At 29.6% G+C, this 22,143-nt stretch carries 12 protein-coding genes, 1 other RNA gene and 1 pseudogene; 6 read left to right on the top strand and 8 right to left on the bottom strand.

Going from position 1 to position 22,143, the window contains the following annotated elements:
* Positions 1–127: 127 nt before the first annotated feature.
* A pseudogene (locus EDL80_RS03625) lies at positions 128–384 on the top strand (BRCT domain-containing protein); the annotation flags it as partial.
* A gap of 1,162 nt (positions 385–1,546) precedes the next feature.
* On the opposite strand, the gene rnpB reads toward EDL80_RS03625, so the two are convergent.
* The 5 genes from rnpB to EDL80_RS03600 all read right to left on the bottom strand — a co-directional run bounded on the left by rnpB (position 1,547) and on the right by EDL80_RS03600 (position 6,150).
* An RNA gene (rnpB, locus tag EDL80_RS03620) (RNase P RNA component class A) lies at positions 1,547–1,892 on the bottom strand.
* A 46-nt stretch (positions 1,893–1,938) separates the two neighbouring features.
* Positions 1,939–2,904 carry a biotin synthase BioB gene (bioB, locus tag EDL80_RS03615; RefSeq protein ID WP_158406819.1) on the bottom strand — a complete coding sequence of 322 codons (966 nt, stop codon included), beginning with the start codon at positions 2,902–2,904 and terminating at the stop codon, positions 1,939–1,941.
* 2 nt (positions 2,905–2,906) lie between these two features.
* Entirely contained in the window at positions 2,907–3,128 is a 222-nt protein-coding gene (locus EDL80_RS03610) for a hypothetical protein (protein WP_158406818.1), read from the bottom strand.
* Between the two features lie 170 nt (positions 3,129–3,298).
* The gene (locus EDL80_RS03605) at positions 3,299–3,754 is read right to left on the bottom strand and encodes a PAS domain-containing protein (RefSeq protein ID WP_158406817.1); all 456 of its coding nucleotides are present in this window, start codon (positions 3,752–3,754) and stop codon (positions 3,299–3,301) included.
* Positions 3,755–5,526: 1,772 nt separating this feature from the next.
* Positions 5,527–6,150: a murein hydrolase activator EnvC family protein gene (locus EDL80_RS03600; RefSeq protein ID WP_158406816.1), complete on the bottom strand. Its 624-nt coding sequence runs from the start codon at positions 6,148–6,150 to the stop codon at positions 5,527–5,529.
* A 461-nt stretch (positions 6,151–6,611) separates the two neighbouring features.
* Here EDL80_RS03600 and glpX point away from each other — a divergent pair, with 461 nt between their 5' ends.
* Positions 6,612–7,544, top strand: a complete 933-nt coding sequence (gene glpX, locus EDL80_RS03595; protein WP_158406815.1) for a class II fructose-bisphosphatase — start codon at positions 6,612–6,614, stop codon at positions 7,542–7,544.
* A 1,178-nt stretch (positions 7,545–8,722) separates the two neighbouring features.
* Here the strand turns inward: glpX and mnmG are convergent.
* Positions 8,723–10,600, bottom strand: a complete 1,878-nt coding sequence (mnmG, locus tag EDL80_RS03590; RefSeq protein ID WP_158406814.1) for a tRNA uridine-5-carboxymethylaminomethyl(34) synthesis enzyme MnmG — start codon at positions 10,598–10,600, stop codon at positions 8,723–8,725.
* Between the two features lie 1,424 nt (positions 10,601–12,024).
* Here mnmG and EDL80_RS03585 point away from each other — a divergent pair.
* Positions 12,025–12,822 carry a phosphoribosylformylglycinamidine synthase subunit PurQ gene (locus tag EDL80_RS03585; protein WP_158406813.1) on the top strand — a complete coding sequence of 266 codons (798 nt, stop codon included), beginning with the start codon at positions 12,025–12,027 and terminating at the stop codon, positions 12,820–12,822.
* A 1,039-nt stretch (positions 12,823–13,861) separates the two neighbouring features.
* Here EDL80_RS03585 and radC read toward each other — a convergent pair.
* Positions 13,862–14,554 carry a RadC family protein gene (gene radC / locus EDL80_RS03580; protein WP_158406812.1) on the bottom strand — a complete coding sequence of 231 codons (693 nt, stop codon included), beginning with the start codon at positions 14,552–14,554 and terminating at the stop codon, positions 13,862–13,864.
* Positions 14,555–14,816: 262 nt separating this feature from the next.
* On the opposite strand from radC, the gene EDL80_RS03575 reads away from it, so the two are divergent.
* Entirely contained in the window at positions 14,817–15,101 is a 285-nt protein-coding gene (locus EDL80_RS03575; protein WP_158406811.1) for a co-chaperone GroES, read from the top strand.
* Between the two features lie 103 nt (positions 15,102–15,204).
* Complete coding sequence (groL, locus tag EDL80_RS03570; protein WP_158406810.1) at positions 15,205–16,857, top strand: chaperonin GroEL; 1,653 nt, start codon at positions 15,205–15,207, stop codon at positions 16,855–16,857.
* 1,566 nt (positions 16,858–18,423) lie between these two features.
* Here the strand turns inward: groL and EDL80_RS03565 are convergent.
* Positions 18,424–19,158 carry an SDR family NAD(P)-dependent oxidoreductase gene (locus EDL80_RS03565; protein WP_158406809.1) on the bottom strand — a complete coding sequence of 245 codons (735 nt, stop codon included), beginning with the start codon at positions 19,156–19,158 and terminating at the stop codon, positions 18,424–18,426.
* Between the two features lie 396 nt (positions 19,159–19,554).
* Here EDL80_RS03565 and clpB point away from each other — a divergent pair, with 396 nt between their 5' ends.
* On the top strand, positions 19,555–22,134 hold the full coding sequence (gene clpB / locus EDL80_RS03560) for an ATP-dependent chaperone ClpB (RefSeq protein WP_158406808.1): 2,580 nt from the start codon (positions 19,555–19,557) through the stop codon (positions 22,132–22,134).
* The last annotated feature ends 9 nt before the right edge of the window (positions 22,135–22,143 follow it).

The following is a 22,143-nucleotide window of genomic DNA, read 5'->3' as shown; positions in this document are numbered from 1 at the left end:
GGAAAGTTATTTAGTTCTTTGAAATTGCTTTTTTCTGTTGTTATAAATTTTATGATAAGATTTGTTATCAGTTAGTTCTTAAAACTAGTTATATTATAGTTATATCCTGAAATCAGCAAATCTTGACAATTTAAACATGATAAATAACTTAATAGTACATCTCACAATGCTAGATACAAAATCTAATAACTATTTATCCCTTGTTCATGGAAAGACCATGGTGTTTACCGGAGAACTATCAAGCATGTTACGTCGGAAACAAAATTAAAATCAGAAACTGCTGGAGCAAAAGTTTCTTTATCACTTTCAAAAAATACAGACTTTCTAGTTGTAGGCAACAATCCTGGTTCAAAATATAAAAAAGCACAATCTCTGAATATATAAATCCTAGCTGAGGACCTATGGTTACAATACATTTTAAATTATTGGACTATGATGAGCTGTAGTTTAAATATTCTGATCAGCTAAATGCTATCTATTATGAAATTGCTAATATTGTATGTTGTGGTTTTGAAATTGTGTATTAGATTGTTAATTATGAATAAAAAAAACTACTAACCAGTGTAATTAATATGGTGTTTTTTATATAAATTAATTATTATATGTTGTAAGTATTGGAACTGTAAATTGTAATTACTTGAATTGATGAAGTTATTTAAGCATTGCTGTTAATACACTTGAGAAATACTTTTTATTTAATGAGAAATATGCATAGTTAGTGTATATGAGTATAACATTGAGTAGTGTGCTTATAATGGTATGTCACAAGTTGTAATTGAACTTTAATCTGCTAGTGAAAGTTTTTTGTATACTTAGTATAGCTTTGTAGCGAAGTGTTGTAGTTTCTTATATTGAATTGTAAGTTTTGTTATATGTATGATTCTGATTAGATATTTATGGTAATGATGTATAATAATAGATTATATTTGGATGCTTGATGTAACAGCAAGTGAAATATTGTAGCTTCTCATATTAAATAAATGTAGGTTGCATTAGATTTAAATTTTGTTTGTGTCTATGACTTAGGTAGTGTGTTTATGGTAATGATATATAAAAATTATTATCATTGAGCTATGTTGTAATATAGTGTTGAAAGTTCTTTGCGTACTTTTATAGTTTTATAACAGAATGTTATGGTTTTCATATTGAATAAGTGTCGTTACATTAGCTTTATTTTTTTATGTTATAACTTGGATTAAGTATTTATAATAATGAATCTAACTATCATTGAGTATTAATGTAGTAGTGAAAGTTTTTTTTACTTAATATAGCTTTATAAGCAAAATGTTATAGCTTCTAATGTTGAATTGTAAGTTTTATTAACTTTAATTTTCTTATGTTGTAATTTAGGTTAAGCGTTTATAGTTTATACAGTATATGGGAAATTAACGTTGATATTATCATATAATGATTAGGGTTTTTTATAAGCTGATAGTACATGTTGGGTTTGTGTTATAAAGGTACAGTATATTATAAATTGTGAGTATCGTATTAGTAGTGGGCACATAAAGCTATAAAGTATATTTTGTTGAGTATTATTGTTATATATGTCAGGTAAAAATAAGCCGGATTCTGTTTATGTAGTTATTCATCTGGGGTAAATATCACTACCTACCTCACGCGACTCACCTAGATACTTGTGAGGGAAAACACATATATCTTTTTTAGTCTTGCTCCTGGTGGTGGTTGCTTAGCTACTGTATGTTGCCATAAGTACGGTGTGCTCTTACCACACCTTTTCACCCTTACCTTATATAAATAAGGCGGTTGTTTTCTGTAGTCCTATACCTAAAGTTTTACCTCCGACAGGGGTTACCTGTCACCATTTTCCCTTGGAGTCCGGACTTTCCTCTGTATTTGTTGTGAAATACAGCAACTACTTTCTTACCTGACGTGCTATTATATGTGATGAATTAGGCATAGTAAATAGATAATTTATTAGTCGAAGAAAACAGCTTGTTTTGTTTTTACTCCGAGCTTTGACAGTAAATTTTTGTCATCATTGCGATCTGCATTAGGAGTTGTAAGCAATTTTTCTCCATGAAATATAGAATTTGCTCCTGCAAATAGACATAGTGCTTGCATCTCATCTGACATACTTGCTCTTCCTGCGGCAAGGCGTACATATGACTCTGGCATTAGAATACGAGCTACAGCAATGGTTCTGATGAAATCAATATTGTCTATTTTGGTATTACTCTCAAAGGGTGTTCCTTTTATTGGAACTAACCTGTTAATAGGTACAGATTTTGGATGTTTTTTTAAATTTGCTAAAGTTAATAACATTTTTGCTCTGTCTTCTATACTTTCTCCAAGTCCTAAAATGCCACCAGAACATATATTAATTTCTGCTTCATTAATGTTGTTTAAACTTGATAATCTGTCGTCATAACTACGTGTGGTAGTGACGTTATGATAAAAATCACGTGAAGTATCAATATTATGGTTATAGAAATCTAAGCCTGCGTCCTTTAATTTTTTTGCTTGTTTTAAAGTGACCATTCCTAGTGAAGCACAACTTTCTAAGTTTTCACTCTTTATTAAATTGATAATACTACAAATATATTCTATATCTCTATCTCTTATTTGACGCCAAGCTGCTGCGAAACAAAATCTGTCAATTCCACTAGCTTTGGCTTTTTTTATTGCTTCCTTTATAGTTTCGATATTGAGTAAATTTTCTTTTTGTAGTGGTGTCTTATAGTGAGCACTTTGTGAACAGTATTTACAATTTTCTGGGCAACCACCGGTCTTAATGTTTAACAAACCAGCAACTTGTAGTTCATTACTACTGAAAAATTGCCTATGTATTAAGTGAGAATTCAGTATTAGATCATTGAATGGAAGGTTAAAAAGCTCCAATACCTCAGGTAATTGCCAGTCATGTCTTATTGAAATACTCATGTTTATTTTTGTGATAATTGTTCTTCGATTTTTTCTTGTTTTAACATTATCTCTTTAATTGAGTTATTCAAAGACTCTAGATCATCATGAGTAACAAAATTGTTGTTTCTTAGATACGTAGATAACCCCTTCTTAAAAGCTTTATTTGTAATACTAAATGTACCTAACGCGATTCCAAGAAGAGATATACTGACTTTTGACATATCATGTAAGAAAAACCTCATAAACAACCTATTGTACTAAAGTAACTTAAGATAAATAGTACCTACCTTGCTCTCATTAGGTAAAGAATGGTATTCAACATTAGCAAAATAGTCAATTAATTTTTTTTTAATATTTATAGTTATCAACTATTGTGTTTTCTAATGTATGGTTGGCAAATTTGTACGAAGGTTTAGTAGTATATTCTTCCTCCTATTACTCCAATGATGTGGGTTATTTTACCATTATTTCCAAGAGGTAGTAGACATTCTCTTATTTTAATATAGTTTCCGTCAGCACCTTCAGTTTCTGATTCATCTATTATTGGTTCTTGATTTTCTAATACTGATTCTAGATAATCAAATAAATTTTCTATAACTTGTGGGAAAAATAGTTTGATATTTTGAGACTCAGCATATACTTTAATGTCTGATTTGTATAGGTCTTTGGCTGCTTCACCTATGTAAGTGCAATGGTATTTTTCTTCACTGTTTTCTCTTACTTCAATAATGAAACAATAAGGCCAAATATCTGTAATCTCTTCAGGATCTATTTCTTCTATGCTAGGAAAAGCTTTATCAGCACGTAGCTCGTTCCAGTAAGAAAATAATATTTTTATTGCTCTTCTTTCTGATACATATTCTGGCATTTGCGACCTTAATCTTGTAATGAATAAGAATTTACAATAAATGTATTGATTTTCTCTTACTTGCTATTAATATTAGTTAGTAATTGATTTGTATATCGATAGTTTAGTTGTGGTATGTTTTTTAATCTTATCAGTTGTGCCATATTAGAATATATACTTGAAGATTATATTGTTTTATGATTTGTTAGGTTATTAATTATATAAATTAATAATCTAATTAGTTTTTTTATTTACATATAAAAAATAAAACTACTATAGTTAAAATTACAAATATCTGTAAATTGTCTGATATTGTTAATATGTATCTTTTAATATAATTGAATATTTACCTTATATATGCAAAGAAACGTGCTAAATTGGCTCATGTGACATTATAGATTTCTAGAGCATATGGTATAGCTGTTAAAGAGTAAACTAACAACTTACTTAAAATACTTAGCTTATAGAAAGATGTTATAGTATTTTAATGGTCTTTTACAGGTAGTCTTAATTTATATAGTTACGCTGTAATAAATATAAGGTAATTGTGTAAATATTGGGATTTAATCAAAGTAGTATAGAAAAATAGTGAAAAAAATGTCGGTAATTAATATTGTGTTACATAATCTTGATATTAAACTGGGTATACGGTAACTGTGATTCTATTTAATAAGTACATATTTATGTTAGAATGTGGGATAATAACTGACAAACTGTAATTTAAGTGTTAGGTACATTATTAAAAATACTTTCTGTGTAATCATTTTATAACAGGCTCAACTTTCAGAATTTATGTCTTCGTAAAATTATTAGGTAAATATCCAAACTAGAGGTTGAGCTGATAAACAGGTATTTTGTATTTATTAACGGTTATAAATAGAGTGACCTATATAGAGGTGGAATACCTATATCCTAATGCGCATTTATAAGTATAATCAATAAAAAATTACTGCAATGGATGGTTCTATATCTTGAAGGGTATAGTAGTCTATACGTCACTTTAATTTGGTTGTTCACTAAGTGAGGGTATTGTATATGGTTATAAAAATGTTCTATATTAGTTTGTTAGGTAATATGTTTAAAACTACTTTATATTTGTGAAAGATAAGCTTTTGTATTTTATGAAGAAACTGTTTAGTAGATATTATGGTTATTTAGTGTGTAATAATTAAATGATGTTTTAACATTAAATGTGAAAAAGTGTGCTTATTTTGCTTTAGTAGTTGTATATATAATTTTAATAGTAATATATTTCAATCAGCTATAATCTATAATGTAAAAATTGCTTGATATAACATACCCTATAATATAGAAGCTAATGTATTAATTAATATATTTTATAGATTGATATGGGTTTTGTGTATTATGGATTATGTTTTGGAAGATAAATAGTAGTTACCATTCTATTGTACATTTTGATTGTATGGCTTGAATTGTTTTACATCTGATGTTGAATTAAGTGTTACTACGTATGTACAGTTACTAATGGTTTTGAGTTAGTTATTTAGGTTAGTATAGATTGTGTATTATGCCTTGGAAAATATGTCATAGTTAAGACTCTATTGTACATTTTGATTGTATGGCTTGAATTGTTTTACATCTGATGTTGAATTAAGTGTTACTACGTATGTACAATTACTAATGGTTTTCAGTTAGTTATTTAGGTTAGTATAGATTGTATATTATGTTTTGGAAAATATGTTATAGTTAAGACTATATTGTACATTTTGATTGTGTGGCTTGAATTGTTTTATATTTAAAGTTGACTGTTTAGTGATACTGAATAGGCAAAATTATTGTAATGACTTACAATTGATATATGATAATGGGTCTACAGATTTGCCATGTTTTCGCATGGAAAAACATAAATAAGCTATGTTATCCTGTGTTATGGTATTGTCGTCTGTTGTGATGGATCCTATAGGTTGTCCTTGTGTGACTCTATCTCCGACTTTGACATGTACAGTACTTAAATAAGAATATATAGTAATTGTGTTTCTATTGTGTTCTATTATTACTACATTACCATGTTGTTTTAATCCATGACCTGTATATAGTATTTTCCCACCAGCTGATGCTTTTACCTGTTGCTCACTGTTTGATTTTATAATTATTCCTTTATTACAATTTTGATCTTGGTTATCTGTGAGAAATTTTGAAGTAATAATTCCTTCGATAGGTGTAATAAAAACACATTCTTGTTTAGTAGATGGTGCTATACTAGTTGTTTTATTAACCTGTGAAGTTTTTTCTGATTTATTAGTTTCCTGGTTTTTGTACTTTACAAGATGATACTCATCAGCTTCTTCTAATTTCCTATTCCCATGAAATTCTTCACCTTTTAGAAAATATGGTGCTGGTTTTTGTGTACAACCAAAACATAATAATATAATTAAAAGTGCTTTCCGTATTGTCACATATACCTACTAAGTTTCAATGTTGATATTTTTTGTAATCTTGTTTACTTAGCAAGTATAGTAGTACACTATCACAGGTTTAGCAATGTAAAATTCTTGTTAACTAATAATTAATAGTTTTGATAAAGTTGGGAATTTCTTTATGCCAATAATAAATAAAAATATATTATAAATTTATGCTGTAGGAGTTGTGTTGTTGTTTATGATGGATTTGTATATCTTATGTCAGCATAGTAATAATTATTTGTTTAATCATCACTAGATATGTCAAATAGTTATTTTTTTAGATTTACGGTTCTTATCATACTACATTGGTACTAATTAACTGATGCTGGAATATGATAATTGTGCTTGATATTAATGGTATAATTATAGTAGTGAAAAATATTATGATAAGTTGCTATAAATGGTATTTATATAATATTATAGTTTTTTTGTTGTTATGCTGTATGAGTTAAATGATGCAAGATTTATGTTTTAAGTTGCTGTCAGTTACTGAAGCTGCTGCTGTAGCTTCTTATAAGTGTTTAGGTATAGGTGATGAGAAAAAAGCAGATGCGGTTGCAGTTGATGCTATGCGTAAATCGTTAAATTCTTTAGATATTAGTGGTACTGTTGTAATAGGAGAGGGTGAGAGAGATAATGCTCCTATGTTGTATATTGGAGAAAAGGTTGGTCTTGGTGGTATTGAACTTGATATTGCACTTGATCCACTTGAAGGAACCACTATATGTGCACATTATAAAGATGGAGCAATGTCTGTTCTTGCAGTGACAGAAAAGGGAGGATTTTTAAATGCTCCTGATGTTTATATGGAAAAAATTGCTGTTGGATCTGATGTCCCTAAGGGAGTAGTGTCATTGCGGTATGATATAAGAACTAATTTATGTAATTTAGCAGAGATAAAAAAATGCAACATTAGTGATTTGGTGGTTGCAGTATTGAATAGAGAAAGACATTTAGAATTAATTAGAAATATTAGGCAATGTGGGGCACGTATAAAACTTATAGATGATGGGGATATTTCAACTGTAGTTTCTTTAGGACAAGGACATCATGATTTATATGTTGGTATTGGTGGTGCTCCGGAGGGTGTGCTTGCAGCGGCTGCATTGTTGTCAACAGGAGGATATATTGAAGGTCGTCTTATTATTAATACAGATCAATTAAAAGCAAGAGCAAAGAAGTTTGGAATTAGTGATATAGATAAAATTTATTGTATAGAGGAGATGGTAAAATCTGATTCAATATTTGTAGCTACAGGTATCACAGATGGTAGTCTAGTTAAAGGAATTAAGTACACCAAAGATTTTTTTGTTATAGAATCTGTTATTATTAAGTCTGCATGTATTATGCGTATCAATAATACTATACCTATTGGTAGTATGATCTAGTATTGATATTTTTTTAATTTGTAAATGTAATATCTGATATAGTGAATTATGTTCTAAGATTTAGGATTAAGGGGGGGTGTATTGTTATAATATTGAGAATGGCATTAAGTATAACGTTTTTATAGTACATTAGTCTGTATATATTATTATATATTCTCAACATTATACATAATTAATTGCATGTGCTAAGTATTAGGGTTTTGATTTTGTGAACATAATATCTAGTGTAGTGAATTATGTTCTAAAATTTAGGATTAGAGGGGGTGTATTGTTATAATATTGAGAGTGGTATTGTGTATAATGTTCTATATATAGTACATGAGTTTGTGTATATCTATTATATATTCTCAACATTATACATAATTAATACATATGTTAAGTATTAGGGTTTTGAGTTTGTGAACATAATATCTAGTGTAGTGAATTATGTTCTAAAATTTAGGATTAAAGGGGGTGTATTGTTATAATATTGAGAGTGGTATTGTGTATAACGTTTTATATATAGTACATTAGTCTGTATATATTATTATATATTCTCAATATTGTACCTAATTAATACATATGTTAAGTATTAGGGTTTTGAGTTTGTGAACATAATATCTAGTGTAGTGAATTATGTTCTAAAATTTAGGATTAGAGGGGGTGTATTGTTATAATATTGAAAGTGGTATTGTGTATAATGTTCTATATATAGTACATTAGTTTGTATATATCTATTATATATTCTCAATATTGTACCTAATTAATACATATGTTAAGTATTAGGGTTTTGAGTTTGTGAACATAATATCTAGTGTAGTGAATTATGTTCTAAGATTTAGGATTAAAGGGGGTGTATTGTTATAATATTGAGAGTGGTATTGTGTATAACGTTTTATATATAGTACATTAGTCTGTATATATTTATTATATATTCTCAACATTGTACCTATTAATATACATGTTACTGAGTATTGATGTTTTTGAATGTGTAAACGTAGTGTCTAGAGATATAGGTGATTTGTGTAGTATGTACTTACATTATACGTATGTGTTAATAGTATATGTGTAGTATACTATAAAAGCTATATTTTTGGTTGCTATAAGTCATATAAATTAGCTGAATCAATAAAATATTTTAGTACTGTAGGAGGTAATTTTACATACACTATATGCATGAATATTTCTAATAACTATACTTAGGAAATCTTTTTATTTTTATAGTAACGTAAATACAAAAGAATATTAGTGATTGCTGCTGGGGTTACACCTGGTATACGTCTTGCAGATCCTATAGAAGGTGGTTTCATATATTGTAGTTTTTCTTGTATTTCTGTTGATAGTCCATGGATTTTTGAAAATTCTATGTCGCAAGGAATATGTGTATTTTCTTCTTCTATAAAAGACTTAATATCTATTTCTTGTTTTATAAAATAAGGAGTATATTTTGCTTCAATTTCTACTTGTTGTGTAATGCTTTTGTCGTAACTTTTTATTGAACTGCATATTCTCGATAAAACTTCCATGTTGATATTTTGATGACTGAGTAGGTCAAAAGCACTCCTTTTGGTACCGTCTTGTGATACATATATGTCGTAATGAATAAGTTGTGTTGGTGAAACGACTGTTTCTTTTAATATATTTGTTAATGTATCTATCTGTTCTTTCTTACGGTTTAGAGTAAGATATCTTTTAGGTGATACAGCTGAGATTTTGTAACCAAGTTCTGTTAATCGTAAGTCTGCATTGTCAGATCGTAACCTCAATCTATATTCTGCTCTTGATGTAAAAAGCCTGTATGGTTCGGATGTTCCTAATGTTACTAAGTCGTCTATCATAACACCAATATATGCATCGCTTCGTTTTAGTATGAATGGTTCATAATTTGAATCAAGAGAAAGCGCTGCGTTAATTCCTGCAATAATGCCTTGACCAGCTGCTTCTTCATATCCAGTAGTGCCGTTTATTTGTCCTGCACAATATAGTCCACTTATTTTTTTTGTTTCTAAAGTATGGAATAATTCTCTTGGATCAATAAAATTGTACTCAACACTGTAGCCACTTCTTACTATCTTTACATTCTCTAAACCTAGTATAGTTTGAAGCATTGCTTGCTGTACATCAAGTGGAGATGAAGTTGTAATACCATTCGGGTATATGAGATCGGAATCTAATCCTTCTGGTTCAAGAAATACTTGATGACTATTGCGTCCCGAGAATCTTCTTACTTTTTCTTCTATAGATGGACAATATCTTGGTGCTTTGATGTCTTTTAATAGGTTATTAGCTGCAGCTTTGTGTAAATTGTTTTTAATAACTTCATGTGTTTTAGTATTAGTTGCAGTTAAGTAACAGGATATTTGTGGTAGATCTATTGATTGTGACATATAAGAAAAAGGTGAGGGTGGTATATCTCCTTTCTGTTCTTGTAATTCTGAGAAATTAATGCTGTTTCTGTCGAGTCGTGGAGGTGTACCAGTACGTAATCTACCTAATTTAAAGTTATATGATGCTAATGTTTTTGCTAATCCAATGGATGACTGTTCATTTAATCTACCTGCTGGAGTATTATAATCTCCTATGTGGATGGTGCCCTGTAAAAATGTACCAGTAGTTAATATTAGTTTCTTAGTATATATAATTTGCTGATCTGCAGTGATAATGGATTCAACAGTAGGACCTCCTTGAGTATTTGTTATGGTAAAATTCTCTACTGATGCTTCTAAAACTGTTAGATTTTTATAATTTAGTATATAACCTTGCATTGCACGTTTATATAGAGCTCTGTCAGCTTGTGCTCTTGGCCCCCATACTGCTGGTCCTTTACTTCTGTTGAGTGTAATAGAATGTATGCTAGCATTATCGATGACTTTGCCCATCAATCCATCTAACGCATCAACTTCTCTTACCACTGTACCTTTTGCAATACCACCGATAGCTGGATTGCAGGACATTTCTCCAATTGTGGATATAGAATGGGTAATAAGTAAAGTTTGTGCCCCAATGCGAGCAGCTGCAGCTGCAGCTTCACATCCAGCATGACCTCCCCCTATTACTACTACATCATACTTCTTCATGAAAAAGATATGTTAAAAAGTGACGAATGGTTAATTATGCTACTACTCTTTTGAAATTGTCAATATAGTTACGTTAATATAAACATTATCTATCTGTGGTTCTGTGTAATTTTCCTTAGTTATATTAGTAGTACAAGATCTACTAAATATGAGTTGTTAATAGTGGCATTTTTATATATAAATCAAATGTTGCACATCTTTATAACGCTAGTATAACTGTTTATGTTAGTAGTGAGGTATGGATTTTTAAAATCAGGATTATGTTAATTTATTGATAAGAATGTTCTTAGTGTGTAGATTAAATTTTATACTATGAATACTAGCAATAACTACGTTGTATTAGTTGAAGATAGGTTTTTTAGATAAATTTGTATTATTAATTAGCCGTAATGTTTTTGTAATAAATGAAGTATTACACATCTTTATAACGCTAGTATAACTGTTTATGTTAGTAGCGAGGTATAGATTTTTAAAATCAGGATTATGTTAATTTATTGATAAGAATGTTCTTAGTGTGTAGATTAAATTTTATACTATGAATATTAGCAATAACTACGTTGTATTAATAGTTGAAGATAAATTTTGGATAAACTTGTTTTATTAGCTGTAATGTTCTTGTATATAAATCAAGTGTTACATCTTTAATGTTTAATAGTGACTGCTTGTTTTAATAGTTGAAGATATAAAGTGAACTTATATTATTATAAATAGGCAATGTGTATACTAAATTAAGATAGTAGTACTGATTCTATAATTTAGCTTAGTGTTATATTGTGTAGTTGTGATAGTACAAAATTATTTGTGTTAATAATAAGTAATATTGGATCAAGGTTTTTTTATCTTAGGGAGTAGATTACTGCCCTTAAAAAGGAGATATGTGAATTTTGTGTATGCATTATGTGACTACTGTGAATGTAATATACATCTTTTATGTTAGATGATGAATAATTTGTGTTTGTTATTTACTAATAGTCATATAATCACAATATAATCTTATGTTATGTTTCAAGTAAAAGATATAAAGTAGGTGTCAAGCCACATAATGGTATTAGGGAACTTACTCAGATAGAGATAGAATTTTTGGTGAAATTGCATGGCAAGATGAATATGAGGCCATACATTTATGAAGTAATGTACTATCTAATCTATGAATGCTAGGGTATTGTTTTAATGAATATTATAGGGTTTCTAATTGAGTGTGCTAGTAAAAAATATTAGTGATTTTGAAGGTATATTTATAGTTCAATACATACTGATTTGTAGTGATATATTCTTAATACAATTATACTGTGCTTGTATATTATCCTATCTTTATTCTATATGTGACTGTTATATCTAATGGTCTAATTTTTTGTATAAAGAAAGTTCAAGAATTTACTTTTTATGTTAATCTAAAGTTTTATATACTTGTTGTAAATTAAGGAATGAATGTAATTGTTTTATCTGGATATGGTTTAAACTGTGAAGAAGAAACCATGTTTGCTTTTTTAAAAGCTGGAGAATTATTGTCATGTAATGTACAAGGCAAGATAGTACATATTAATGAAATTGTGTCAAATCCTAAATTACTGAAAAGTTATAATGTCCTTGTGATTCCTGGTGGTTTTTCTTATGGTGATGATACTGGTGCTGGTAATGCTTTTGCGTTAAGAATATTAAATAATTTGAAAGAAGAAATAGAAGAATTTCTTACTGAAGATAAATTAGTTCTGGGTGTATGTAATGGATGTCAGATATTGATGAGATTAATATCGGATTTTTCATGTGTTACTCTTTTAAATAACTCTATTAAGCAGTATCAATGTAGGTGGGTGAAAGTTAAAATAAATTCGTCAAGTAATTCAATATGGTTGAATGGATTAGATACGTTATACATTCCAATTGCGCATGGAGAGGGAAGATTCTTTTTTGAGGAAAGTGCTGTTAATTTGTCTATTAAAGATAAAATTGCATTACAGTATGTAACAGATAAAGGTGATCTTGCAAATCAAGAATTTCCGGATAATCCAAATGGGTCGATATGTGATATAGCAGCATTATCAGCCAATAATGGAAGAATACTAATAATGATGCCACATCCAGAAAGAGCAGTGTTTTGCTTGCAGCAAGATAATTGGGCTCAAATTAAAGAACAATGCTTACGTGCTAATATACCTTATCCTATTTATGGTGATGGAATGAAAATTTTTTGCAATGCTGTGAAATATTTTCATAGTTTTTAATAAATAGGTTTTTTTGTTACTGTGAGTAATAGCAGTGTTAGTACTGTTTTTATAACCTGTATAGAAGTAAGAGATATGTAATTTTTGGTAGTAGTAAGTTATCTATTTTCTTTAGTAGTATTTCATGTTTCTAATAAATGAAACTTTTGTTACTGTGAGTAATAGCAGTGTTAGTACTGTTTTTATAACCTGTATAGAAGTAAGAGATATGTAATTTTTGGTAGTAGCAAATTATGTATTTTATTTAATAGTATTTCATATTTTCTAATAAATGGAACTTTTTCTGCTGTAAGTAATAACAATGTTAGTACTGTTTTTATAACCTATATAGAAGTAAGAGATATGTAATTTTTGGTAGTAGCAGATTATGTATTTTATTTAATAGTATTTCATGTTTCTAATAAATGAAACTTTTGCTGCTGTAAGTAATAACAGTGTTAGTACTGTTTTTGTAACCTATATAGAAGTGAGAGATATGTAATTTTTGGTAGTAGCAAATTATGTATTTTATTTAATAGTATTTCATGTTTCTAATAAATGGAACTTTTGTTACTGTGAGTAATAACAATGTTAGTACTGTTTTTATAACCTATATAGAAGTAAGAGATATGTAATTTTTGGTAGTAGTAAGTTATCTATTTTCTTTAATAGTATTTCATATTTTCTAATAAATGGAACTTTTGCTGCTGTGAGTAATAACAGTGTTGGTGTTATTTAGTTACCTTAATGTATTAGGGGATATGTAGTTTTTTATATTAATAAGTTATAACTCTTAATTTGTATATTTTATAGTTTCTAGTAAATTAAGCTTTTGTTCCTGTTAAATAATAGTAGTATTAGTCCTACTTATTACTTGTATATAAAAAAAAGGGGGGGGTATATAGTTTTTTTGTTATGATTAAGTAGGTTGTATACTTTGTTTATAATGTTTCATTGGAGATTACAGTTATATAGTCTATTAATGTCATAGTTCTATGTAGAGTTAGTTAGTTATAATTCTAGGGTTTAACATTGTGGTTAGTAAGTGAGCTATGAATGACTATAGTAAGTTATGGGTTTTAAAACTGTAGTGGTTATTTGATGTTACAATTACATGATCTACTAATATGATACCCATATTATTACATGCAGAAGCTAGTTGATTGGTAATTTCAATATCTGCTTTGGAAGGTTTAGCATCACCACTTGGGTGATTGTGTGCAATAATGATAGAAGTTGCACCTAGTAGTAAAGATTTCTTTATTACTTCTCGAATATATATGGGAGTTTGGTTAACAGTACCTACGTCTTGTATTTCATCTGCGATGAGTTTGTATTTTGTATTGAGATATAATATATGAAAGTTTTCTATACTACCATTACCTATTTTTATTCTTAGATATTCTATTAGTTTCTGCCATTGGTTAATAATAATACCATCATTTATCTCTTCACGTAAAATTCTGCCTAATGCTTCTTTAATGCAAAGAATTATAGATGCTGACACTTCTCCTACACCTGGTACTTCTTTTAATTGATTAGGGTCAGCAAAAAATACTTTTCCGAAACTTCCAAAATGTTTAATTAGCCTTTTTGCAAGTGGTTTTACATCTTGTCTTGGATAGGCACAGTATAGAATTACTTCTAATATTTCATAATCTAATAATCCTTTGTTGCCACCAGATAGTATTTTTTTTCTTGTTCTCTTTCTGTGTCCAAGATATTGAGTTTTGTTTTTTGCTTCCGTGCTCATGGACTTTTGTTTAATTCATTGTTTAAATATCAGGATTTTTAGGTTGTGAAGTCAATTAATTTTTTATATATTACCTTAAATAACGTTACCGTGTATAAAAAGCTTACATTCTTAAGTTGTACATGCTTCTCGGTCTTGTAAAAATTTGTATAGTATGTATGATAAAATATATTTGACTGGTACTTGAAATTAGATTTCTTAATATTATATATGGTTTTATTCAGCTAGCATTGCTGATAATTTATTTTTACAGAGGTAGTGTATGAATTTAAGTATGTTACATGATAATGTTTTGATTGAGGCTTTAGAAGAGAGTCTTAGCAATTCTCCTATACAGCTTCCTGATTCTGCAAAAAAGAAACCTACGAAAGGTAAAGTAGTAGCTGTTGGTCCAGGAGCTTGCAATAGTAATGGCAATATTCTTCCTATGACTATAAAAGCAGGTGATGTAGTATTTTACCGTCAGTGGGCTGGTAACGAAATTGAGTTTGCTGATAAGAAATATATAGTCATGAAGGAAAGTGATATAATAGCAAAAGAAGTATAATAAATCGCATTGGATTTAAACCGTAATATACATGTGTTTTTTTGCAATGGCTCAAGTATAAGATGGTTTTAGTTAATTTTTTCATTATAAATGGGGTAAAAACATGGCAAATATGGTTGTAACAGGTGAGCAACTAGATAAATCAATTAGAGAAGTTGTTCGTATTTTAGAAGATGCAGTAGGATGTACGGCTGGTCCTAAGGGATTAACTGTGGCTATTAGTAAACCTTACGGGGCACCAGAAGTCACAAAAGATGGATATAAGGTTATGAAAAGTATAAAGCCAGAAGATCCATTGGCTCTTGCTATTGCTAATATCATTGCTCAAAGTGCTTCTCAATGTAACGATAAAGTTGGTGATGGGACAACTACATGTTCTATTTTAACTGCTAAAGTTATTGAGGAAGTATCTAAGGCTAAAGCTGCTGGTGCGGATATTGTTTGTATTAAAGAAGGTGTACTTAAAGCTAAAGAAGCAGTGTTAGAAGCTTTAATGTCTATGAAGCGTGAAATATTATCTGAAGAAGAAATTGCTCAAGTTGCAACTATCTCTGCTAATGGGGATAAGAATATAGGAACTAAAATTGCACAGTGTGTTCAAGAAGTAGGTAGAGATGGCGTTATTACAGTTGAAGAGAGTAAAGGATTTAAAGAGTTAGATGTTGAGAAAACTGATGGGATGCAATTTGATAGAGGATACCTTTCTCCTTATTTTGTTACTAACTCAGAAAAGATGTTAGTTGAGTTTGAAAATCCTTATATTTTATTAACAGAGAAAAAACTTAATATAATACAGCCTATACTGCCAATCTTAGAAAATATTGCTAGATCAGGTAGACCTCTTTTAATTATTGCAGAGGATGTAGAGGGTGAGGCACTTAGCACACTTGTATTAAATAAATTACGTGGTGGTTTACATGTTGCAGCAGTTAAAGCTCCAGGATTTGGAGATAGAAGAAAAGATATGTTGGGTGATATTGCTATTTTAACTGGAGCTAGACACGTAATAAATGATGAACTTGCTATTAAGATGGAAGATTTGACTTTATGTGACTTAGGAACTGCTAAAAATATACGTATCACAAAAGATACTACAACTATTATTGGTAGCGTAGATAATAGTTCTGCTAATGTTCAAAGTAGAATTTGTCAGATTAAAATGCAAATTGAAAATTCTACTTCAGATTATGATAAAGAAAAACTGAGAGAACGTTTAGCAAAACTTTCTGGTGGTGTTGCTGTATTAAAGGTAGGTGGTTCTAGTGAAGTTGAAGTTAAAGAGCGTAAGGATCGTGTAGAAGATGCTCTTCATGCAACTCGGGCTGCAGTTGAAGAAGGTGTTGTACCAGGTGGTGGTGCTGCATTATTATATACATTGTCGGCTCTTGAAAACTTAAAAAGTAAGAATGATGATGAACAATTAGGTATTAACATTATAAAACGTGCTTTACAAGCTCCTATTAAGCGTATTATTAAAAACTCTGGATCAGAAAATGCACCATGTGTTATTGCTCATTTATTGAAACAAAATGATAAGGAGCTTATCTTTAATGTAGACACAATGAATTTTGCTAATGCATTTACTTCTGGAGTAATTGATCCACTTAAGGTAGTGCGTATAGCATTTGATTTTGCTGTATCTCTTGCTGCAGTATTTATGACTCTTAATGCTATTGTTGTAGATATTCCATCTAAAGATGATGGTAATGCTGGTGGTGCTGGCATGGGAGGCATGGGAGGCATGGGAGGTTTCTAATCTTCATATCTCTTTTATGTTATCATGGAGGAAGTATAAAACTTCCTCCTGTGATTGCATTATATTTGCTCTTTAGAGTTAAGTTCTATATCTTGTTTATGTCTATATTCAATAGGTATTGTTTAGTAGTTATACTGAATATATAGTTATATCAGTATAAGTAGTAGAGGTTTTTGTATTTGACTATTGATAGGTATTTGTAAATATGTGCTTCTTTTAATATTTATAGAGTATGTTTAAATAACATTTATAGGAATACTATCCATACTTTGTAATATCCTTGTTAATATCAAGCTTAATAAGTTTTTTTATTATTATGTGGGTAATCTTAATCTTATAAGCTTATGATTTTGAGGAATGTCATAGTTCTGTATGTATTTAAAATAGTAAAATGTTATGAGTTTTTTATATGCAATATTTCTGTTTATGTAGTGATTGCATAATTTTATATATAGTACTTAGATATTATGTAGAGTACAGTTTCATAAACATATATATGCATGTTTGTTATGATGTAGTAAGTATATATAAATATATTTTTTTGTTAATTGATTGAATTTATTACATATTGTTGTGATATAAATTGCAGGTAAGTTATTTTGTAATTGTAGTTTAATAGAGTTAATTGCACGTACTTATTATGATGTAGTAAGTATATATAAATATATTTTTTTGTTAATTGATTGAATTTATTACATATTGTTGTGATATAAATTGCAGATGAGTTATTTTGTAATTGTAATCTAATAGAGTTAATTGCACGTACTTATTATGATGTGATGAGTATGTGTAAATATATTTCTTTGTTTAATTGGTTGAATTTATTACATATTGTTGTGATATAAATTGCAGATGAGTTATTTTGTAATTGTAGTTTAATAGAGTTAATTGCACGTACTTATTATGATGTGGTAAGTATGTGTAAATATATTTCTTTGTTTAATTGATTGAATTTATTACATATTGTTGTGATATAAATTGCAGGTAAGTTATTTTGTAATTGTAGTCTAATAGAGTTAATTGTGTGTACTTATTGTGATGTGGTGAGTATGTGTAAATATATTTCTTTGTTTAATTGGTTGAATTTATTACATATTGTTGTGATATAAATTGCAGATGAGTTATTTTGTAATTGTAGTTTAATAGAGTTAATTGCACGTACTTATTATGATGTGGTGAGTATGTGTAAATATATTTCTTTGTTTAATTGGTTGAATTTATTACATATTGTTGTGATATAAATTGCAGATGAGTTATTTTGTAATTGTAGTTTAATAGAGTTAATTGCACGTACTTATATGATATAATAAGTATATATGAGTATTATTTCTTTATTAATGGGCCAAATTGTTACATGTTGTTGTCGGTGTAGGTTGTAATTGAATTTATAAGGTATTTCGTATTATTCTTAAGGGTTTTTTGTGATTAGGTAGGCATATACAATTACTTGTAATATCAGAAAGAAACTTTCTATTAAATATGCAAAAGATGTACAACATTCATATATGATATAGGAAATAGCTGTGCCAATTGCAGTTGTTTTAGCTAATATAAAATTATGATAGACTAGGGCCTAATACCAACTGCAGAAGGTAGTTGATAGACCTGTCCTGTTACATTGCATTGACTAGATGATAATTCAACAAATTTATCTGTAAAATCTTCTGGAAGTAGTGATGATGGAGTATCTTTTGTTGGGAAAGCCTTAATATATACTCCACTATCTATCAATGATGGATATACCATATTAATGCATAACTTGCTATGTTTTGTTTCTGTTGCATATATTTTGATCATTGTTTCTAATGCAGCTTTACTTGATGCATATGGACTCCAATATGGATAATTAGAAAGTGATTGTATTACTTCAGAGGTAGTTGCAATTACTCTACCTGCTTGAGAAAGTTTTAATAATGGATCAAAATATTTTATTAAGTACCAATTGGCTGTGAAGTTAATATTCATGATTCTATTCCATGTACTGTATTCATAATCCTGCACTGGACTTAGATTTCCTAATACTGCAGCATTTAATATCAATATATCTATGCTTTTAAACCTGTTTTCTATGGACATAGCAAAATCTTTTATGCCATCAAAATCTTCCAAGTCTACAGGTGCTAATATTGCGTCTCCTCCTTGTTCTTTTATGGAGTCGTATACTGTGTTTAATTTATTAATGTTTTTAGCTACTAAAATAAGTAAAGCACCTTCTTTGGCAAACCTTTGTGCAACAGCTGATCCTATTCTTTCAGATGCACCTGTAATTATTGCTACTTTACCTTCTAATTGTTTCTCCATATGATACCTATATTTTAGTTTATAATATCTTAATCATGAAAACTGTCAATTGACTTCATAAACGATACGTATGCTTGGTTAAGTAGTAATGAATTGTAGTGTAATAGGTATGATTAGAGTGTATGAATTTTTAAGCTTACTATAGTGATCTATAGCAGTGTTGATAATATTTGATGTATTTATTAATAAATTAATATAGATTAGTACAGTACCTTTTATATGTTGTTTATGTAATATGTAGTTACTATTTGTAATTGAGTCTGCCTAGTTATTAATTAGTTTCTAGTTAATGTTATTAATCAAATATTCTTTATTAATATAAAATGATAAACATATCTTTAATTTTTTTTAATAATGCTTATATAATTGGTATAGAGTTGTAAAACGAAGTTAGTTATGGATTTAAATAAATTTACTGATATATCAAAAAATTTCATAGTACAGGCACAAACTTCAGCTGTTGCATTAGGACATCAGTCTTTGTTACCTGAGCATCTACTTAAGGTAATGTTAGATGATAAAGATGAAATTGTTGAAGTGTTACTTACTTCTTGTGGATGTAGTATAGACAAGTTACATAGTGATATTGTGTCAGCCTTAAATAAATTACCTGTTGTGAGTGGTCCTGGTAGTGGTCATATACATTTATCAAAAGAAATGGCTCAAGTTTTACAAGAGGCTGTTAGTCTTGCAAAAAGACATCAAGATTCCTATGTTACTGTAGAGAGATTATTGCAAGCTCTGACAATAGTAAGAGATATTACTGTTTCTAAGATATTAATTGCGCATGGAGTGACTCCTCAAAAGTTAGAATCATTGATAGTGAATATGCGTAATGGTGCGAAAGCTGATACTGTAAATTCTGAGCAAAAATTCAATGCACTTAAAAAATATGCTAAAGATGTTACTGAAGTTGCTAGAGCAGGGAAATTAGACCCGGTTATTGGGAGAGATGAAGAAATTAGACGTACGATACAAGTATTGTTGCGAAGAACAAAAAATAACCCTGTATTAATTGGGGAGCCTGGTGTCGGTAAGACAGCAATTATTGAAGGATTGGCACATAAGATAGTAAAGGGAGATGTTCCAATTGGATTACGAGATATGAAAATAATGTCATTGGATCTTGGAATGCTTGTTGCAGGAACTAAGTATAGAGGGGAATTTGAGGAAAGATTAAAAGCTGTAGTTAATGAAATTATTTCTTCTAATGGTAGTATTATACTGTTTATTGATGAGCTACACACATTAGTTGGTGCTGGAGCAACAGATGGGGCAATGGATGCATCGAATTTATTGAAGCCAGCTTTGGCTAGGGGTGAAATACATTGTATAGGTGCAACAACATTGGATGAGTATAGGAATCATATAGAAAAGGATGTAGCACTTGCTAGGAGGTTTCAACCTATATTTATTGCAGAACCAGGTTGTGATGATACAATTTCTATGTTGCGTGGATTAAAAGAAAGATATGAAGGGCATCATGGTATCCATATTCCTGATAGGTCAATAATTGCTGCTGTAACTTTATCGCAACGTTATATTACAGATAGGTATTTACCAGATAAAGCAATAGACCTTATTGATGAAGCAGCAAGTCGTGCAAGAATGGAGATTGATAGTAAACCTGAGATCATTGATAAATTAGATAGAAAAATCATGCAACTCAAAATTGAAATAGGAGTATTAGAAAAAGAAAGTGATGAATCTTCAAAACAGCGGTTACTGCAATTGAAGGAAGAGCTAGGAAAACTTGATGTTCAGTCAGCAGAGCTAAATAGTAAGTGGCAAGCAGAAAAAATGAAGATGTCAAAGATGAAAGCATGTAAGGAAAGACTTGATACTGCTAGGAGTGATCTAGAAAGAGCACAAAGGTCTGGTGATTTAGCAAAAGCTGGGGAGTTGATGTATGGCGTCATTCCGGAAATTGAAAAGGAGTTGAAGGAGCATGAGAAGTTTACAAGTAGTCTCTTTAAAAAGGAGATTACAGAACATGATATAGCAAGTATTGTATCGAAATGGACAGGTATACCTATTGAAAACATAATGAGTAGCGAACGAGAAAAGTTGCTACGTATGGAGGAAGAAATAGGAAAAACAGTTATTGGGCAAGATAGTGCTGTTAGAGCAGTAAGTAATGCTGTCCGAAGGTCACGTGCAGGAGTACAAGATGCACAAAAACCATTAGGGTCTTTTTTATTCCTTGGGCCAACTGGAGTAGGTAAGACTGAATTAGTTAAGACATTAGCTGAATTTTTATTTTGTGATAAGTCTGCGCTGTTAAGATTTGACATGTCAGAATTTATGGAAAAGCATGCTGTTTCACGGTTAATCGGAGCTCCTCCAGGATATGTAGGATATGATCAAGGAGGTGCGTTGACTGAAGCTGTTAGGAGAAGGCCTTATCAGGTAATATTATTTGATGAAATTGAAAAAGCTCATGGGGATATTTTTAATATTTTATTACAGGTATTGGATGAGGGAAGATTGACTGATAGTCATGGAAAGTTAGTAGATTTTCGTAATACAATACTGGTTTTGACATCAAACTTAGGGCAAGAAATATTAATAGATAATAAGTCTGAGAATATGAGTGAAGAGTCAATGAAACAGTCTATTAACGATGTATTACGTCATCATTTTAGGCCAGAATTTTTAAATAGATTAGATGAGATTATTATATTCCATAGGTTAACTAAGGAACATATTGAGAAGATTATTGATGTCCAGTTTTCTATATTGCAGAAAATTGTTGCTCAAAGGAAATTAGAAATTACTTTATCTTCAAATGCAAAGGTATGGTTAATGAATAATGGATATGATCCTTTATATGGAGCAAGGCCTTTAAAAAGATTAATACAACAGCAAATACAAAATAATTTGGCAAAATTGATTCTTGCTAATCAGGTAACTGAAGGTGATAAATTGATTGTAGATTTATTAGATGATGATCTTGTTATTAATAAGGTTAGTTAATCATATAAG

Origin of the sequence: Ehrlichia ruminantium, from assembly GCF_009728835.1 — a bacterium.
GTDB classification, from domain to species: Bacteria; Pseudomonadota; Alphaproteobacteria; order Rickettsiales; family Anaplasmataceae; genus Ehrlichia; species Ehrlichia ruminantium_B.
The sequence above is the reverse complement of the archived record's forward strand: the minus strand, read 5'-3'. Positions and strand labels throughout refer to the sequence as shown.

Excerpts from the sequence above, each read along its gene's own strand:
- bioB (WP_158406819.1), bottom strand. The coding sequence starts at position 2,904 with ATGAGTATTTCAATAAGACATGACTGGCAATTACCTGAGGTATTGGAG.
- EDL80_RS03610 (WP_158406818.1), bottom strand. The coding sequence starts at position 3,128 with ATGAGGTTTTTCTTACATGATATGTCAAAAGTCAGTATATCTCTTCTT.
- EDL80_RS03605 (WP_158406817.1), bottom strand. The coding sequence starts at position 3,754 with ATGCCAGAATATGTATCAGAAAGAAGAGCAATAAAAATATTATTTTCT.
- glpX (WP_158406815.1), top strand. The coding sequence starts at position 6,612 with ATGCAAGATTTATGTTTTAAGTTGCTGTCAGTTACTGAAGCTGCTGCT.
- mnmG (WP_158406814.1), bottom strand. The coding sequence starts at position 10,600 with ATGAAGAAGTATGATGTAGTAGTAATAGGGGGAGGTCATGCTGGATGT.
- EDL80_RS03585 (WP_158406813.1), top strand. The coding sequence starts at position 12,025 with ATGAATGTAATTGTTTTATCTGGATATGGTTTAAACTGTGAAGAAGAA.
- radC (WP_158406812.1), bottom strand. The coding sequence starts at position 14,554 with ATGAGCACGGAAGCAAAAAACAAAACTCAATATCTTGGACACAGAAAG.
- EDL80_RS03575 (WP_158406811.1), top strand. The coding sequence starts at position 14,817 with ATGAATTTAAGTATGTTACATGATAATGTTTTGATTGAGGCTTTAGAA.
- groL (WP_158406810.1), top strand. The coding sequence starts at position 15,205 with ATGGCAAATATGGTTGTAACAGGTGAGCAACTAGATAAATCAATTAGA.
- EDL80_RS03565 (WP_158406809.1), bottom strand. The coding sequence starts at position 19,158 with ATGGAGAAACAATTAGAAGGTAAAGTAGCAATAATTACAGGTGCATCT.
- clpB (WP_158406808.1), top strand. The coding sequence starts at position 19,555 with ATGGATTTAAATAAATTTACTGATATATCAAAAAATTTCATAGTACAG.